At 62.9% G+C, this 17,677-nt stretch carries 16 protein-coding genes and 1 pseudogene; 14 read left to right on the forward strand and 3 right to left on the reverse strand.

Features of this window, described 5'->3' with window-relative positions; translation table 11 throughout:
* Positions 1–86: 86 nt before the first annotated feature.
* The 3 genes and pseudogenes from NKI73_RS13330 to NKI73_RS13340 form a co-directional block, all read right to left on the reverse strand.
* Positions 87–1,076, reverse strand: a pseudogene (locus NKI73_RS13330) (mannonate dehydratase); the annotation flags it as partial.
* A 4-nt stretch (positions 1,077–1,080) separates the two neighbouring features.
* On the reverse strand, positions 1,081–1,866 hold the full coding sequence (locus NKI73_RS13335; RefSeq protein WP_352630262.1) for an SDR family NAD(P)-dependent oxidoreductase: 786 nt from the start codon (positions 1,864–1,866) through the stop codon (positions 1,081–1,083).
* Positions 1,859–2,632, reverse strand: coding sequence for a FadR/GntR family transcriptional regulator (locus NKI73_RS13340; protein WP_352630264.1), 774 nt, complete (start codon positions 2,630–2,632; stop codon positions 1,859–1,861). Before NKI73_RS13340 ends, NKI73_RS13335 begins: the two co-directional genes overlap by 8 nt.
* A gap of 150 nt (positions 2,633–2,782) precedes the next feature.
* Here NKI73_RS13340 and uxuA point away from each other — a divergent pair, with 150 nt between their 5' ends.
* From uxuA to NKI73_RS13410, 14 genes are all read left to right on the forward strand, one after another.
* Positions 2,783–3,967, forward strand: a complete 1,185-nt coding sequence (uxuA, locus tag NKI73_RS13345) for a mannonate dehydratase (RefSeq protein WP_352630266.1) — start codon at positions 2,783–2,785, stop codon at positions 3,965–3,967.
* Between the two features lie 117 nt (positions 3,968–4,084).
* The gene (locus tag NKI73_RS13350) at positions 4,085–5,227 is read left to right on the forward strand and encodes an ABC transporter substrate-binding protein (RefSeq protein ID WP_352630268.1); all 1,143 of its coding nucleotides are present in this window, start codon (positions 4,085–4,087) and stop codon (positions 5,225–5,227) included.
* On the forward strand, positions 5,227–6,078 hold the full coding sequence (locus NKI73_RS13355; RefSeq protein ID WP_352630270.1) for an IclR family transcriptional regulator: 852 nt from the start codon (positions 5,227–5,229) through the stop codon (positions 6,076–6,078). The genes NKI73_RS13350 and NKI73_RS13355 overlap by 1 nt, the downstream gene beginning before the upstream one ends.
* A 27-nt stretch (positions 6,079–6,105) precedes the next feature.
* The gene (locus NKI73_RS13360) at positions 6,106–7,134 is read left to right on the forward strand and encodes a sugar ABC transporter substrate-binding protein (protein ID WP_352630272.1); all 1,029 of its coding nucleotides are present in this window, start codon (positions 6,106–6,108) and stop codon (positions 7,132–7,134) included.
* A gap of 70 nt (positions 7,135–7,204) precedes the next feature.
* Positions 7,205–8,188 (forward strand): ABC transporter permease, encoded by a 984-nt coding sequence (locus tag NKI73_RS13365; RefSeq protein WP_031259451.1) that lies wholly within the window; start codon positions 7,205–7,207, stop codon positions 8,186–8,188.
* Positions 8,178–9,710, forward strand: a complete 1,533-nt coding sequence (locus NKI73_RS13370; RefSeq protein WP_352630274.1) for a sugar ABC transporter ATP-binding protein — start codon at positions 8,178–8,180, stop codon at positions 9,708–9,710. The genes NKI73_RS13365 and NKI73_RS13370 overlap by 11 nt, the downstream gene beginning before the upstream one ends.
* A gap of 45 nt (positions 9,711–9,755) precedes the next feature.
* Entirely contained in the window at positions 9,756–10,751 is a 996-nt protein-coding gene (locus NKI73_RS13375; protein ID WP_352630276.1) for an ABC transporter permease, read from the forward strand.
* A 1-nt stretch (position 10,752) separates the two neighbouring features.
* Complete coding sequence (locus NKI73_RS13380; RefSeq protein ID WP_352630278.1) at positions 10,753–11,538, forward strand: SDR family NAD(P)-dependent oxidoreductase; 786 nt, start codon at positions 10,753–10,755, stop codon at positions 11,536–11,538.
* A gap of 21 nt (positions 11,539–11,559) precedes the next feature.
* Positions 11,560–12,765, forward strand: a complete 1,206-nt coding sequence (locus tag NKI73_RS13385; RefSeq protein ID WP_352630280.1) for a CaiB/BaiF CoA transferase family protein — start codon at positions 11,560–11,562, stop codon at positions 12,763–12,765.
* A 2-nt stretch (positions 12,766–12,767) separates the two neighbouring features.
* A complete protein-coding gene (locus tag NKI73_RS13390) occupies positions 12,768–13,556 on the forward strand; it encodes an enoyl-CoA hydratase/isomerase family protein (protein WP_352630282.1) in 789 nt (262 codons plus the stop codon).
* Positions 13,553–14,569 carry an aldose epimerase family protein gene (locus NKI73_RS13395; RefSeq protein ID WP_352630284.1) on the forward strand — a complete coding sequence of 339 codons (1,017 nt, stop codon included), beginning with the start codon at positions 13,553–13,555 and terminating at the stop codon, positions 14,567–14,569. The genes NKI73_RS13390 and NKI73_RS13395 overlap by 4 nt, the downstream gene beginning before the upstream one ends.
* A 14-nt stretch (positions 14,570–14,583) precedes the next feature.
* Positions 14,584–16,353: a CoA-transferase gene (locus tag NKI73_RS13400; RefSeq protein ID WP_352630286.1), complete on the forward strand. Its 1,770-nt coding sequence runs from the start codon at positions 14,584–14,586 to the stop codon at positions 16,351–16,353.
* A gap of 6 nt (positions 16,354–16,359) precedes the next feature.
* Positions 16,360–17,196: an SMP-30/gluconolactonase/LRE family protein gene (locus tag NKI73_RS13405; RefSeq protein ID WP_352630287.1), complete on the forward strand. Its 837-nt coding sequence runs from the start codon at positions 16,360–16,362 to the stop codon at positions 17,194–17,196.
* A gap of 106 nt (positions 17,197–17,302) precedes the next feature.
* Positions 17,303–17,539: a hypothetical protein gene (locus NKI73_RS13410; RefSeq protein WP_352630289.1), complete on the forward strand. Its 237-nt coding sequence runs from the start codon at positions 17,303–17,305 to the stop codon at positions 17,537–17,539.
* Positions 17,540–17,677 lie beyond the last annotated feature (138 nt).

Raw genomic sequence — 17,677 nt, forward strand, 5'->3', positions numbered from 1 at the left:
GAAGGCCCCAGCGCCGCGGCGTTCTGGACCAGCGCACGCATGTAGCCCAAGGCAAAGGCCTTTCCGGCGTGCCAAGGCGCGTCACAGGACATCTCCGGCGTATGGTCGGGGATCATCACGCCGTCATAGTTTTCATCGCGCAGGATGCGGACGATCTCGGCCATGTCGATGTCGCCGTCATCGACGAAAGTCTCATGATAGTTAGGCACCTTGCCGCGCACGTTGCGGAAGTGGACGTAGCCGATGCGTTTGCTTCGGGCGAAGCGCCTGACATGCTCGTAAATGTCATCGGTGCCCGGCATTTCCTGCAGCGAGCCGAGGCAGAGCTCCAGCCCATTGGACGGCGAGTCGACGATGTCCATCAACCGATCGTATTTCTCCGGCCGGTTGACGAGCCGCGCGGCGCCACGCAGCGCCTCGGCCGGCGGATCGTCGGGGTGCGCCGCCATCACAACACCAGCTTCTTCGGCTACCGGTATGATCTCGCGAAGGAAGAGGTCGAGCCGCTGCCAAAGCTCATCGCTGCTGACCTTCACTGGCTCGGCATTCGGCCGCCTGGCGCGATAGCGCATGTTCCAGACGACGCCGTCGGGGAGGGGCATATCGGGATCGATGGCGGCGAGATCGAGCCCCACCGACATCGCCTCGCCCCGAGCGAATGGGCCGCGCGACCAGCCCCAGACCCCGGCGATCGAGAAGTTGTAGCCGATACAGGGAATACCGGCACGTCCGGCATCGCGAACAAGACGCTTCAAGCCTTCGATCTGTTTTGCCCTGTCAGGACCGCCGAGCAGCACGTCTGACCAGAAACGCGGCGAGAAATTCTCGATCGCGGCGATTTCCAGACCGTTGTCGCGCACGGTCTTCACCAGACCGGCGAAATCCTCATAATCCCAAAGCTCGTCGGTGGAGCAATCGCCCCAACCCTCGGCATCGCTGCCGGCGGACAGCGAAGGATCGCGGCCGCGAAAATAGTTGGTGAGGTGGGCAACGATGTGGGTGGCGCCTGCCTGTCGGGCAAAGCGGAAATTGTCGGGGGTCAGCGACTCCCGGTAAAGGCCAAGACCGATCTTCATGGCTTTACTTCACGCCGATGCCGGCGGTCAGGCCGCCATCTATCCTGTAGTCCGCGCCAGTGCAGAAGCCGGCCTTTGACGAGCACAGGAAGGCGATCAGCTCCGCCACCTCTTCCGGTTCCCCGATGCGGCCAAGCGGATGGGCCGCGCCGAAGCGCCGGTAAGCCTCTTCGACATCGGCATCGCTGCCATTGTCGCCGCGTGCGGCTTTCTCGAGGATAGGCGTGCGGATCGAGCCTGGGCTGACCGAATTGACCCGGATGCCAGCCGGCGCATAGTCGAGCGCCAGTGATCGCGTCAGCGTGTGGATGGCGCCCTTGGTCGTGGCATAGGCTGCGACGTCCTGCTGGCAGGCGAAGCCCTGCACCGAAGCGACGTTGACGATGGCGCCACCGCCACGCTTGATCATTTCCGGGATGCCGAAATGGGCGGTCAGATAGATTGAACCGACATTGACCGCCATCGCCCGGTTCCAGGTTTCCCAGTCGGTCGTCGTCGCCGTCCCGTAAGGATGCACCGCCGCGGAATTGACGATGATGTCGATGCCGCCAAACCGCTTGACGCCCGCCAGGACCGCGTCGCGAACCTGGTCGGAAACGGAAACGTCCACCGTCTGCACCAGCGCATTCGCTCCGGCTCCGACGAGGCTCTCCTGCATGGCCGCATTGGCTGCTCCATCGATACCGCAGGCGACGATCGCAGCACCCCCTTGCGCCAGACGCCTTGCGGTGGCGAGCGCGATGCCGGTCGTGCCGGTGATCAGCGCAACCTTGTTCTCAAAGTCAGACATGATGCAAATCCTTGGAGGATGTCGGGTCCGGTAGCGCCGGCGAGATGCGGGCGTTTTCGAGGTCGTCGGGAACGAAGCGCAGGCCGAAATCGAGATGCCGGCTCATCAGGTAGCTGTAGGCGATGCGGTCGCGCGCCCGCAAAGCCGCGATGATCTCGCCATGGGCTTGGCGTGTTTCGCTCAGCACCGGCCGGATGGATTTGCCGACGGTCATGATGTGAAGGATGACCGGCGACAGGAACTGATAGGTCTGCACCAGCATGCGGTTGCCGGCGAGCTTCATCAGCGCCAGGTGGAAATCGAAATCGCGCTGGGCTGCCTCCTGCACATCCTTGCTGGTTTCGATCAGGCCGTTGACCTCGTCCAGGGCGTCGAGTTCGGCGGCGCTGGCGTTGAGGATGATGTGATCGCCGATGCTCACTTCGATGATGCGGCGAAACCCCTGGATGTCGTGGAAAGAGGTCTTCGATATATCCATCTGCGCGGCGAAGAAGTTCTGGATCGCGATATTCTGGCGATCGGCCAGCACCGCGCCGACACGCGGCTTGGGATCGATCAGGCCATAGGTGCGGATGGTGCGCAGCGCCTCGCGTATCGTGTTGCGGCTGGCGCCGAACAGTTCGCCAAGCTCCCGTTCGGTGGGCAGCACGTCGCCGACGGACATGGCGCGGTTGCGAATGAGGTCGAGGATCTGCCGCACAGTCTGATCGACGGCCGAACTGCTGACCGCCGCATCGTCCGCCGCCTCGTGACCACCTTGCTCCAAGGGATTGCCTCCTATTTGTTGGACCACATAAAGGAGAGTTGGCAAGAGATCAACAGATTGCGGGATTATTGGTCGAAATGAGCACAATTTTAGCTTGTTGACAGCTCTGTGGTCCGACAATATGGTCGCCGCTGACATTGAGGAGGCTTCATGGAACAGTGCTGGCGTTGGTATGGACCGAACGACCCGGTAACACTCGATCATGTCAAGCAGGCGGGCGCGACCGGCATCGTATCGGCCTTGCACGACATCTATGATGGCCGCGCCTGGCCGCTTGAGAGCATTATGGAGCGCAAGCGGATCATCGAGGCCGCTGACCTGACATGGTCGGTTGTCGAGAGCATCCCGGTCCATAATTCGTTCAAGATCGGCGCACCGGAACGCGAGCGTTACGCCGGCTATTATCGTGACACGATCCGCGCGCTTGCCAAGGCCGGCATCGCGACGGTCTGCTACAATTTCATGCCCGTGGTCGACTGGACCCGCACCGACCTGGCCTATCGGCTGCCGACGACCGGTTATGCCCTGCGTTTCGACGCGGTCGATTTCGCGGCCTACGACCTGTTCGTGCTGAAGCGCAGCAATGCCGAAGCCAGCTACAGTGCCGCCCGCATCGCCGAGGCGGAAGCGCGGCTGAAGGAACTGAGCAGCGAGGCGATCGACAGGATCGAGCGCAACCTGATCGCCGGCCTGCCGGCGACCGAGCGCAGCTACAACAGGGACAGTTTTCGCGAGGCCCTGGCGGAATACGATGCGATCGGGCCGAAGGAATTGCGCGACAACCTTGCCTGGTTCCTGCGCGAGATCATTCCGGTCGCCGAAGAGGAGGGGGTGCGCATGTGCATCCATCCCGACGACCCGCCCTTCTCGCTCTATGGCCTGCCCCGCATCGTGTCGACCGCCGAGGATGCGCGTTTCATCCTCAACGCCGTCGACAGCCCCGCCAATGGCCTGACGTTCTGCACCGGCTCCTACGGCACGCGCGCCGACAACGACATCGTCGCCATGGTCAAGGAATTCGCTGATCGCATCCATTTCGTCCATCTGCGCAACATCACCATCGAGGATGACGGTTCGTTCTATGAGGCCGAGCATCTTGAAGGCGGCACCGACATGGCGCATGTCATCCTCGCTCTGATGCAGGAAGAGGCGCGGCGCCGCAACGAGGGCCGCGCCGACTGGCGCATTCCGATGCGGCCGGACCACGGCCACCTGCTCGCCGACGATATCGGCAAGACCAGGATCAATCCCGGCTATTCGCTGATCGGCCGGCTGAAAGGCCTCGCCGAGCTGCGTGGCATCATGCGCGCCGTCGAGCGGTTCGGGCTGGCTTGAAGCCGTCAGGAGGCGAACTGCCATTTGCATATGTAAAAGTTACTTGTCTATGTGAAAATACCTGCTACGACTGCGGGCCGGGCGGACATGCTCGGTTCCAGGGAGGAATTGCCTGAAATGACAAGACTGCGCGGTCTTGCGTGGGATCATCGACGTTGCTGGGGTCCGCTCGACGCCAGCGTGGCGCCGTATTGCGCTGGCAATCCAGGCCTTGAAATCGAATGGGACCGCCGCAGCCTCTATGAATTCGGCGAGGGTGCCCTCGGTCCGGTGCTCGGCACTTACGATCTGGTCGTGTTCGACCATCCCTTCATCGGCGACATCGCGAAGGATGAGCTGATGGTGCCGTTCGACGCCTATCTGTCGGCCGAACAAATCCGTTTCTTCGAACGCGATTCGGTCGGTGCGTCCTGGCGCTCCTACGCAAGGAACGGACGCCAATGGGCGTTGCCGATCGATGCCGCTTGTCAGGTCGCGTCCTATCGTCCGGATCTCCTGCAGCGTTACGGGCCGGTGCCGCGCACACATGACGAGGTGGTCGAGCTTGGCCGGCGCGCCCGCAAGAACGGCAAGTGGCTCGGCCTGCCCTCGGTCCCGACGGATGCCATGTGCATGCTTCTGACGCTTGGCAGCCCACAGGAGAACAGTGGGCAATTCATTGCCAGGGAGATGGTCGAGCAGGCCGTCGCTCAATTGCGAGAGCTCGCGGCGCTGTCGCATCCGAACTCATCAAAATGGAACCCGATCCGCTGCTATGACCACATGATCGCGCATGACGACGTGGTCTATGTGCCTTTCGCGTTCGGCTATGTGAACTATGCTTCCAGGACCGACAGGCCGTGTCTGCGCTTTGCCGACGTGCCGACGCCGCGTTCCGCCGGAGCCTTGCTCGGCGGTGCCGGTATCGGCGTCAGTGCCCGGTCGAAACACAAGCAGGCCGCGATCGACTACGCGGTGTTCCTGTGCTCGCCCGAATACCAGCGCGGCGACTATGTAAAGTCGGGCGGACAGCCGGGATCGCTGGCGGCTTGGAAAGATGTCGAGGTCAATCATCTCTCCGGCAATTTCTTCAACTCGACGCTTGCGACGATCAGCTCGTCCTATCTGCGTCCGACGCACCCTGGCTTCATCGCCTTCTTCCGCGAATGCGCGCCGCATGCGGCCGCCGCCATCGCCGGCGAAATTTCGGCGGCCGAACTCGCCGACCATGTGAATCGCTTCTACCGCGAAACCAGGCAACCGGAATGGAGCATTGCGTGATGGCCGCTAATGTTGCCGAGACGCTCGACGACAGCGATAGCGGTCGCAACGGCTATCGTGTGCCGGCGGTAGACAAGGCGCTCGACGTCCTGGAGTTCATGGCCGCCAGCGCTGAAACGCTGACCCAGACCGAGATCGCGGCCGGCCTCGGACGCTCCATTCACGAAATCTACCGCATCCTGCTCCTGCTGGAAAAGCGCGGCTACATCTTTCGCACGCAGTCGGACCGCTTCCGCCTGTCGCTGAAGCTGTTCGAACTGGCGCACATGCACCCGCCGGTAAACCGGGTAGTCGAATGCGCGCTGCCGGTGATGCGCGAACTGACCGCCAATGCCGATCAGAGTTGCCACCTCGTGGTGCGCGAAGGCCAGAACGCGCTGGTGGTGCTGCAGATCGATTCACCGCTGCCGATGCGCTACTCGGTTGCCTTGGGGTCGCATTTCCCGATCCTCGAAACCAGTTCAGGCGCGGTCTTGCTCGCCCATTCGAACCGGGCCGAGCGCGACCGTATTGTCGATCGCATCGTGACCGCCGGCGAAGGACAGGGCACGCGGGCCGAAATCGAGGCACGGCTGAACGAGGTGGCCAGGCTCGGCTACGAGATGCGTGCCTCGTTGGCCGTCGAAGCCTGCACCAACATCTCCATGCCGGTGCGCGATCACACCGGCGCCGTCATCGCCGCACTCACGGTCCCGCTGCTGCCGCAGAAGGCCGCACGGTTCGACCGGCAGACCGTCTTCGAACGCACCCGGGCAGCCGCCGAGAAGATATCGGCGGAGCTCGGCTGGGGGGAATCCAACTCTTCGTTACGTGCCGACCCGGAACGGCGGGACTACCCGTTCAGCGATTAACAAAAGCGATAAACCTGGGAGAAGAAAATGCACTGGTCCAAGTCAATCCTGTTTGCATCCGCGGCCGCGCTGGCCATGGGCGCGGCTGCACATGCCGAGAACATGCCCAAGCGCATCGGCTACGTCACCAATTACGCCACCCATGAATGGTACCAGAACGTCATCAAGGGCATGAAGGCTCACGGGAAGGAACTCGGCATCGAGGTCGAGGTGCAGGACGCCAATCTCGACATATCCAAGCAGGTCGCTGCAGCCGAAGACTTCATCGCCAAGGGCGTCGATGTGCTGATCATCACGCCGGTGAATGAAGAAGGTGTGGTGCCGCTGCTGCGTCAGGCCAAAGCCGCCAACATTCCGGTGGTACTCGAGGGCAATCCGGTCAAGGGCATGACGACGATGGTCGCCATCTGCGACTATGACACCGGCTATTTCTCCGGCGTCGAGGCCGGCAAATTTGCCAAGGAAAAGCTCGGCGGCGTTGCCAAGGTGATGAATGTCGGCCTGCCGCTGCTTTCCGCCACGGTGCTGCGCTCGCACGGCTTCATGGACGGGCTGAAGACCGTTATCCCTGACGCGGTCATGGTCCACGACCTTGACGGCGGCGGCAATCCCGACCGCGCGCTCGAAGTGTCTTCGGCGGCACTCGCCAAGAACGCCGACATCAACATCATCTATGGCATCAACGACTCGTCGTCGCTGGGCGGCCTGCAGGCCTGGAAGGCGGCCGGCAAGTCGCAGGATGGCCTGTTGACCGTCGGCACCGGCGGCGAGGGGCTTGCCTTCATCAACGCGATGCAGAACGAGCCGTCGTATCGCATCGAGGCCGCGATGTTCCCGGAAAAGGAAGGCTTCACGGCAATCGATGCCGCGGTGAAGCTCTTCAACAACGAGGAAGTGCCGGAGCATATCGTCAGCCCGACCGCGCCGATGAACGGCGAGGACTGGAAGAAGTTCTATGATTACGACGGCACCACCCGCACCATCAAATGGGATGCCGTCAACGCACTGCAGCCGCCGGCAAAGTGCATGAAGACCTCCGCCGACCTGAAGAAATAAAGCCGGCTGGCTTTGCCCTTCCCGCAATGCGGGAAGGGCGCCTGAACCATAGCGGCCCGAATGGATTGAGATGAGCGAGCTTACACACGCCTCCGCGCCGAAGCGCTTTGTCGGTGGCCAGCTGCTGGGCAGCAGCCAGCTTGTGCTGGGTGTCATCCTGGCGGTGCTGTGCATCGCCATCTCGATCGCCGCGCCGCAATTCTATTCGGAGGCCAATATCATCGCCATTCTGCGCCAATGCGCGCTGGTGCTGATCGTTGCCTCGGGCATGACCATGCTCATCATCACCGCCGAGGTCGATTTATCGGTCGGCGCGTCACTCGCCTTCGTCGGCTGCATTGGCATGGCAGTGCTCAATTCTACCCATAGCCTCACGCTCGGCTTGCTGGCGGCCCTTGCCTTTGCCGGCGGGGTCGGCCTGTTCAATGGGCTGGTCGTCACCAGGCTGCGGGTCAACTCGCTGATCGCCACCATCGGCACGATGATGATGCTGCAAGGCGGCGTCTATCTGTTCACGCGCGAGGCGGTGCAGAACCACAACCAGCTCGCAAGCTTCACCGATCTCGGCGCCGGCTACGTCGGCGCGGTGCCGGTCCCCGTCATTCTGGCGGCGCTGATCTTCGTGGTTGCCTATGTAACGCTGCGTTTCACCACGCTCGGCCGCTACCTCTATGCGGTTGGCGCCAATGAAAAGGCGGTGCGCCTGTCCGGACTTCGGTCCGAGCGCCTCAAGCTGTTTGCCTTCGTTCTCACCGGGCTCTGCGTCGGCGTTGCCGGCATGATCCTGTCGTCGCTGATGAATGCCGGCCAGCCTACCGCCGGCCGCGGCTTCGAACTGACGGTCATTGCTGCCGTCATCCTCGGCGGCACCAGCCTGCTCGGCGGCCGTGGATCGCTCTTCGGCACCTTGCTCGGCGTACTGGTGCTGAAGGTGATCGACAACGGCATCATCATTCTCGGCTGGAACCAGGACCTGCAGATGGTGGTGCCGGGCGTCGTCATCATCCTTGCAACCTACCTCGACATCATCCGGAACAAAGCCAATGTCCGTTGATTTCCTTCACCCTGGCGAAGGCGCGGCCATCGACACCAGCATGCCGGCGCTCGAACTGCGCGGCATCGACAAGCGCTTCCCTGGCGTCGTGGCGCTAGACAATGTCGACTTCAGCCTGGAGCCCGGCAAGATCCATGCCTTGATGGGCGAGAACGGCGCCGGCAAGTCGACGCTGATCAAGATCATGGCTGGTGTCTACGGCAAGGATGCCGGCACCATCCGCATGCGCGGGCACGAAGTCGACATCAAGTCGCCGCGCGACAGCTTGAAGGAAGGCATCAAGGTCGTGTTTCAGGAGATCGCGCTGATCTCCGAATTCACCGTTGCCGAGAACATCTTCCTGGAAGGCTATCCGACCGGCAGAGCCGGCTCGATCGACTGGAAGAAGATTCGTGCCGATTCAGCTGCGCTGTTCCACCGCATCGGCTTCAACGTCGATCCGGCGGCGCGCACGGGATCGCTGCCGGTCAGCCAGCAGCAGATGGTCGAGATCGCGCGCGCGCTCGCCCATGAAGCCCGCGTCGTGGTGATGGACGAACCGACATCCTCGCTGACGCCCAACGAGGTTTCGCTGCTGTTCACAGTCATCCGCCGGCTGGCCAGCCTTGGCATCGCGGTGGTCTATGTCAGCCACAAGCTCGACGAGGTTTTCGAGATCGCCGACACGGTGACCGTGCTGCGTGATGGGCGCCACATCTCGACCAGGCCGATCGGTGAGCACACCAACGACACGCTGATCCAGGACATGATCGGCCGGCGCATCGACAATCTGTTTCCCCGCCAGCGTGGCCCGGCGGGCAGCAAGGTCGCGCTGTCGGTGGAGAACCTCACCACGGCGAAGAAGCTGACCGACGTCTCCTTCGAGGCACGAGCTGGCGAGGTGCTCGGCTTCTTTGGATTGATGGGCGCTGGCCGCACCGAAGTCGCCAAGGCGATCGTCGGCTATGACCCGATCACTGCGGGCACGATCACCGTCGACGCCAGCCGGCTCGTGCCGCATGACACGTGCACCGGCGTCAAGCTCGGCATCGGCCTGCTCACCGAGGACCGCAAGAGCGAAGGGCTGATGGGCGAACTGCCTGTTTACCAGAATGCAAGCCTGGCCTCGCTCGGTGCTTTCGCCCGCCTGGGGTTCGTCGACAAGGCGAAGGAACACAAGGCGGTGCAGGACTATGTCGACCGTTTCCGCATCAAGACGCCCAGCCTGTTCCAGCAGGTGAAGAACCTGTCGGGCGGCAATCAGCAGAAAGTGCTGATCGCGCGTTGGCTGATGCGGGGCCTGAAGGTGATCGTCGTCGACGAGCCGACGCGCGGCATCGACGTCGGCGCCAAGTCGGAAATCTTCGCGCTGATCGACCGGCTCGCCGGCGAGGGCCTGGCGGTGGTCATGATGACGTCCGAGATGCCGGAACTGCTCGGTCTTGCGGATCGGATCGCGGTGATGTGCGAAGGCCGCCTGACCGTGGTCATGTCGCGCGAGGAAGCCACACAGGAGAAGATCCTCAATGCGGCGATCGGGTAAGATGATGACATCAAGCGATCAGCCCCACCTCGAAGGGAGCATGAGATGAGCTTTGCAGCCACGGCTTCCGCAAAGGCCCAGCCATCCATGCTGGTGCGGCTCGTTGCCCGACAGGAACTGGCGCTGCTCGTCTGCCTCATCCTGGTTCTGGCGTTCTTTTCTTTCACGGTCGAGAATTTCTTCTCCGTGCGCAATTTGACCAACGTGCTTGGCCAGGCGTCGCTGCCGCTGATCGCCGGCATTGGCTGTGCCATCGTGTTCATTTCCGGCGAGGTCGACATCTCGATCGGGTCGCTGCTCGCGACCATTGCCCTGCCGCTGATCATCATCATGAACCACACCAACTCGCTGTGGCTCGGCATCAGTGGCGCGCTGCTGTTCGGGCTGATCATCGGTGTGGTGAACGGCTATCTCACCGCTTATGCCGGCATCAACTCGCTGATCGTGACTTTGGGCACGATGTTTATCATGCGCGGCGGTGTCTATCTCTATACCGGCCAGCGCGCCATCCCGGACGATGCCAGCCTCGACAGCTTTATCGCTCTGTCGGATGGCCGCCTGTTCAACACCATCCCCTATTCGGCTGTCATCGCCATCATCCTGCTCGCCGCCTTCGCCTACATGATGCAGCATCGGCCGTTCGGGCGGCAGATCTATGCCGTCGGCGGCAATCAGGAAGTGGCGCGGCTGGCTGGCTATGATGTACGGCGCGTCAAGTTCATCTGCTTCATCATCAGTTCACTGCTGGCGACGATTGCGGGCATTATTCTCGCCGCGCGCGTCGGCTCGGCGCAGCATACGGCGGGGCTCAATTTCGAATTCCAGGTCGTCGCCGCGACGGTGCTCGGTGGGGTCAGCCTTGCCGGCGGCATCGGCAGCCTGACCGGCATGGCTCTGGGCGTGCTGATCCTGCAGTTCCTGTCCAACGGCCTGCGCGGGCTCGGCCTGCCGACCGAATGGCAGCTGGTCATCACCGGCATGATCATCATCGCCGCGGTCGCCTTCGACGAGGCGAAACGCCGGCGCGCGAATGGAGGCTGACATGGCCCGTCTCGAAGGGAAAACCGCCGTCATCACCGGTGCTGCCGACGGCATCGGGCACGCGATCGCTGAAGCGATGGCGCGCGAAGGCGCGCATGTTTTCCTCGGCGACATAGCCGACGGCGCGGGCGAGGAATTCGCGACCGCACTTCGCGCCGCCGGCCGTCAGGCCGATTACGTGCATTGCGACGTCTCTCAAGGGGCCGACATCGCCGGCCTCATCGACGGCGCCGTCAAGAAGACCGGGCACCTCGACATCCTGGTCAACAATGCCGCCATCGCCATTGGCGGCATGCCGGTGCACGAGATGACCGATGAGCAGTGGCACCGGCTGATCGCGGTCAACCTGACCAGCGTGTTTCACGGCTGCAAATACGCGCTGCCGCACATGATCGCGCAGAAGTCCGGCTCGATCATCAACATGGCCTCCGCACAGGGGCACATCGGGCTTGATGGCTGGACCGCCTATGCCGGCGCCAAGGGCGCGGTGATGGCGATGACGCGCCAGATGGCAGTCGAGTTCGGCCCCGTGAATATCCGCGTCAATTCGATCTCGCCAGGCACCATCAACACGCCGATGAACGACAGACTGATCAAGGAGATCGGCGGCAACTTGGCCAAGGCCTGGGTCAAGATGCATCCGCTCGGCCGCATCGGCGAACCTTCCGAAGTGGCCGAAGCCGCCGTCTATCTCGCCTCCGATGCCGCGGGCTTCACCACCGGCACCGATTTGCGTGTGGATGGCGGACTGACCGCCGCACCGCGCTATGTTCCCGAACTGCTTTGAAAACACGAAACGAGATTTGAAATGAACAAGGCCCTCGAAGGCGTCCGCATCCTCGATTTCAGCCATTTGCTGCAGGGGCCGTTCGCCACGCAGCTGCTCGGCGACATGGGCGCCGACGTCGTCAAGGTCGAGCGTGCCGGCGCCGGCGACATGTTCCGTGGCATGACCTTCTTCGCCAAATGGGTGGGCGGCTCCGAGAGCCCGAATTTCCTCGCCTGGAACCGCAACAAGCGCTCGATCGCGCTCAACCTGAAGAGCCGCAAGGTGCACGCCATCCTCATGGAGATGGCCAAGACCGCCGACGTGGTGGTGCAGAATTTCCGCCCTGGCGTGCTGGCCAAGCTCGGCTATGGCTATGAGGACTTCAAGGCCGTCAATCCACGCATCATCTACTGCTCGGGTTCGGGCTATGGCGAGGAGGGCCCCTATGTCGAGCGCCCCGGCCAGGACATGCTGATCCAGGGGCTTGCCGGGCTCATTGCCAACACCGGCCGTGGCGACCAGGCGCCGGTTCCGGCCGGCGCCGGGCTCGCCGACCAGATCGGCGCCATGAACATGGTCTACGGCATCTTGTCGGCGCTTTATTATCGCGAGAAGACCGGCAAAGGCCAGAAGATCGAGGTCAATCTGCTGGCCGGTCTGCTGGCGCATCTCAATCAGGAATATGTAGCCGTGCTCAACCTCGGCGAGGACTTTGTCCGGCCCAATTCCGGCATCGGCCATCCCGGCATGCAGGCGCCGTTCGGCATCTACGAGGCGAAGGACGGTGGCTACATTTCGATCGCCATGAGCCCGTTCAAGACGCTGTACGAGGTGCTGGAGGCGCCGCAGCTTGCCGTCTATGACGACCTCAAGACCTTGTTCGACAAGCGCGACGAGGTGTTCGAGAAGGTCAATGCGGAGACGAAGAAATTCGCCACGCAGGATCTGCTGGTACGGCTGCTGGCAGCCGACATCTGGTGCGCCGAGGTGAAGGATATCCGCCGTGCGGCCGAAGACCCGCAGGTCAAGCACATGGGCATGATCACCAGCTATGAGCATCCGCGCGGCGGCAAGGTGCGGGTGGTGGCGCCTGCGGTCAAGATGAGCGAGACGCCCGCGACCATCGAACGGCCCGCGCCACTGGTCGGCCAGCATGGCCGCGAGATCCTGGCCGAGTTCGGCCTTTCGAAGGAGGAGATTGCAGCATTGGAGGCGTGCGGCGACATGACCGTGGACGCGGCCTGACAATGCGCGTCTACCAGACACTCACGGTCGAAACTTTGGGCCGCGTCGCGGTCGTCACCTTCCGCCGCGCCGACCAGCTCAACGCCATGAACCGGATGATGCAGGGCGAGATTACCGACGCATTCGAGGCGCTGTCCGGCGATGCGGGGGTAGGGGCGATCGTGGTGACCGGCGAAGGTCGCGGCTTCATGGCCGGCGCCGACATCAAGGAATACGCCGCGCAGACCTCCGCCGAATTCGACACGTTCCAGGCTGCCGGCATGCGCATGTACGCGGCGATCGAGAACAACCGCAAGCCGGTGATCGCGGCGATCAACGGCTTTGCCTTGGGCGGCGGCATGGAGCTGGTGCTGTGCTGCGACATCGTGATCGCCAACCAGTTCGCAAAGCTCGGTCTGCCGGAGATCAAGCTCGGGCTGGTTCCCGGCGGTGGCGGCACGCAACGCAGCGTCGCCAAGCTCGGCCGCAACCGCGCCAAACTTCTGCTGATGACCGGTGCCATCGTGCCGGCCTCCGAATTCGTCGCTGCCGGCCTGGTCAACGAGGTCGTCGATGTCGACAGGCTGATGCCGCGCGCGCTGGAATTGGCTGAGATAATTGCCGCCGAGCCCGCCGCCGCAATCGAGGGCCTGAAGGCACTGACGGCGCATGCCGTGTCTGGCGATCTGGCCGAAGGCCTCGCCATGGAGCGCGACATATTGGGCGATCTCTATCGCAGCGAGATCGGCCAGCAGCGGGTCAAGGAATTCGCCGACAGGAGCCCTGCGCGGCTGAAGAAGGCCGGGTCGTGAACAGCGACGACGACCATCGCGGACTGGGCTGGGCGCATGGCGCGCTGACTGTCCAGCGGCTTGGCGCGATGCTCGCCCCCGTTACCTTTCTGCTGGCGGATGGCCGGCAGGTCTCGCCGATGCACATCGCGCCGTGGTCGAGCGAGCCGGAGGCGGAAGCGCTACCGGGCATCCTGCGCCGGTTGCGCGGCGAGTGGCCCTGCGTGCCGTTCGGCTATTCGGTGCCCGCCGGTGGATGGCCCGAGACTTGGGCGCAGGTTATGGGGCCGCCGGGGCTGGACGAAGAAGTCCACGGCCACAGCTCCAACCATGACTGGACCTGGCGCGACAGCGAGAGCGGATCGCTGTCGCTGGTCTTGGACTATCCCGAGGGGAGTCCTGTCGAGCGTGTCGAACGGACGATTACGCCCGATCAATCGGCACCGGCAATCGACATTGAATTCAAGATCGTCGTCCGCCGAGCCTGCCGCTTGCCGATCGGCCTTCATCCAGTATTCCGGCTACCTTTCGAGACAGGCGCCGCTATGTTGGAACTCGGCAGCTTCGATGAAGGCCGCACCTATCCACACGATGTCGAAACCGGCGCGGAACTGTTTGCCCGGAACAAATCTTTCTCCGACCTAAGCAATGTGCCGGCGCGAGCCGGCGGTGTTGTCGACGCCTCGCGATTGCCTCTGGCCGCCGACACCGAGGAATTGCTGCAAATAGAGGGGCTCGATGGCGCGGCTGCGCTCGCCAACCACGCGGACGGCTATCGGGTAAAACTCTCCTGGCAGAAGGAGCATTTTCCGAGCCTTCTGCTCTGGTACTCCAACCGCGGCCGCAAGGCAGCACCGTGGAATGGGCGCCATGTCGCCATTGGCATCGAGCCGATCTGCTCACCCTTCGGGCTCGGCCCAGCGACCGCGCTGGCTGACAACCCCATCGCCCAATCCGGCATTGCGACGGCACTGGAATTCTCAACCGAAAAGCCGTTCGTGACCCGCTACCGCATCGAGGCGTCCGCGCTGTGAATGATCGTGCCGCAATGTCCCTGGTCAAGTCGAACCGGCCGCGCTTCACTGATGTCGAAGGGCTGGCCGCGATGGTCGGCCAAGGCGACTCGCTTGGCGTCGGCGGTCACCATTTCGCTCGGCTGCCGATCGCATTGCTGCGCGCGATAGCCCAGTCGGACGTCAAGGATTTGCGTTACGTCTGCTGGGCCGGCGGCTTGCCGCTCGAACTGCTGCTCGAAGCGGGTGCGGTGGCGGAAATCGACCTCTGCTTTTCCAGCCTCGATATTTTCGGCCTGCCACCAAGATTCCGTGCCGCCGCCGAAAGCGGCGCGATACCGGTTCGCGATTGGACGGCACTGGCAATGATCCAGGCGCTGCGGGCTGCGCAGCAGAATCTGCCGTCCATGCCGTTCCAGCTTCCGGAGGGATCGGACATGCTGTCGCGTTTGCCGCGCGCGAGAGCCGTGCCCGATCCGATCGCCCGAACAGATATGGGATTCATCCCGCCACTGCGTCTTGACACGTTCGTCGTCCACGCACAGCGCGCGGACGAAAGCGGCAATGTTCAGGTCATCGGGCCGCGCGCACTGGACTTCGCGATGGTGGGTGCAGCGCGCAAGGTGCTGGTCACGGTCGAGGAGGTCGTCCCGGTCGGGGCGCTGCGGCAGGACGGGCGCCAGAGCGTGCTGACCCGCAATCAGGTTTCGGCCATAGCGCTGGCGCCGGGCGGCGCCTGGCCGGCCTCGTGCCTGCCATTCTATGTCACCGATTATCAGGCACTGTCGCAGGCATTGGCGGCCCGGGAAACGCCCTTGGCGGACAGTCTGCGGCTGCCCTCCGATGGCGTGCCGAAGCCGCTGCAAAACGCTGCGAAGGTTCGCGCCAAAACGGCCCTCGCAATGCCGGCGCTCGCATATAGCGAAGAGAAAGCATCCATCGACGAGATCATTGCCGCCCGCATCGCCGCCGAACTCGACAATGAGAGTTTTGCCAGCGCCGGCGCTGTCTCGCCGCTGGCCAACGTCGCTTACCGGCTGGCCAAGGCGACGCACGCACCGGACATGATCATTGCGACGATGAGTTGCGGCCATCTCGACATCGCGCCGAGCCCGATGATCCTGTCGCTGATCGAAAGTCTGGATTGCGAGACGGCGGTAGCGCATGCTGGCGGCGACGACACCTATTCGACCTACTATCAGGCGGGTGCCGTGACGCATGAGATCGTCGGCGCGGCACAAGTCGACCGGCGTGGTCGCGTGAACACCATCGCGCTGCGCAAACCGAGCGGCGGCCTGATCCGGCTGCCCGGGCAGGGCGGCATGGCCGACGTCGCCAACATGCACCGCGACTATTTACTCTACATTCCCCGTCATTCTATCCCGTCGCTGGTGGATGAGGTGGAGATCGCGAGTTCGGCCCGCGGGCTGCTGACGCCGGCCGAGCGCGTGCCGATGGGCTATCGCACCGGCCAGGCGCTGGTGTTCACCGATCTCTGCGTCTTCCGGCTCGATCAGATATCCCGGGAATTGATCGTCCTTGAGACCATGCCGGATGTCACGCGCCAGCAGGTTCGCGACGCTACCGGATTTCCTGTGACTTTCGACGCCGATTGCCGGGAGGTCCCCTTGCCTTCCAGCGATACGCTCGCTGTTCTGCGCAATCGCATCGACCCGCTCGGCCTGCGTCGCCTCGAATTTGTCAGCGCCAAGGAACGCGGTGCGCTGATCGCCGAGATTCTCGCCGCCGACCGCGCGATGGTCGAGCGCTGCATCGTCGCAGAGAGATCGTACACCGCAAGCTGAGGCCCCATGGTAAAGCCGTTGCTCGACATGTCCGCCGCGCGCGTTTTCTTCGACGGCATCTTCACCAGCCCGCGCGTCGCGCACCCGGAGGGCGTGACCGTCCACCGCGATGGCTCGATCTGGTGCGGCACCGAAACCGGCGACCTGCTGCGGTTGGCCGCCGATGGCGGCTCGGTCGAGCGCATGGGCGGCACGGACGGTTTCCTTCTCGGCATTGCTTTCGACAGCGCCGGGAACTGCTTTGCCTGCGACCTCAGGCACGCCGCGATTTTTCGCTGGGATGCCGCGACCGCGCGCATGGAACGCTTCGCGTCGTCCGGCATCCGCGTGCCGAATTATCCCATCGTCGACGAGGCGAGAGGTTGGCTTTACGTGTCGGATAGCGTTGGCGAAGACAATCGTTCCGGCATCTTCCGCTACGATCTCACAACGGGCGAGGGCCGCCTGTGGTGCCAGGAGGCGATGTCCTTCGCCAATGGCATGGCCATGTCGCCAGAGGGAAGCGGGCTTTATGTGGTGGAAAGCAATGCGTCGTGTGTCAGCTACGTGCCGATCCTTGCCGACGGTGCGGCTGGGCCGCGACAGGTCGTTATCGAAGGCGTGCATAACGTCCCGGATGGTCTAGCCTTCGCTCCGGACGGCTCGCTGTTCATTTCATGCTATGAGCCCAGCCGGATCTACCGCTGGCGCAAGGACCGGGGACTCGAGACATTGATCGAGGATTCGGCTGCGACGACACTCGCGCACCCCACCAATATCGCATTCAAGGGTAACAAACTCTACACCGCCAATCTCGGCCGCTGGCACATTACCGAGATCGATTTGACCTTGGCCGGTCGATAAAAGGACGCTCGGCGTCCATAGCAGGCGATAGATGAGTTGCCAGTGTTGGAAAAATTCCACAATGAAATCAAAAGCCTAGACGGGTCCGACACGGTGGCGCGTTGCTTTGCCGATTGCCCTTTCCGCATTGATCGTCTTCCAAAAGAACACGGCTACCGGCGTCGATCTGCGCAATGTCCGCATGCGCTTCCTATTCTTCGAGACATTCAAGTATCCGACGGCCGAGCTGACGGCGAAGTTGGATCCCGCCGCATTGGCCGATCTCGCCTTTCGGTTCTATGGTGTTCGCAGGCTGAATGAACGATCAAATTGGGATGTTTTCACAGCAAAAAAATACAGATAAATCAGGGATTTTTCGGACCCCTGCATCACTCGTGGTGCTCGATTTTACAGATGTACGCTGAATTATCTCAGATGTTGACGTTAAATTAACATCGAGATATGGTTCATTTGATCCGTTGGGTCCCATCGCTTTGTATCA

Origin of the sequence: Mesorhizobium sp. M0496, from assembly GCF_040321205.1 — a bacterium.
Classification (GTDB): domain Bacteria; phylum Pseudomonadota; class Alphaproteobacteria; order Rhizobiales; family Rhizobiaceae; genus Mesorhizobium.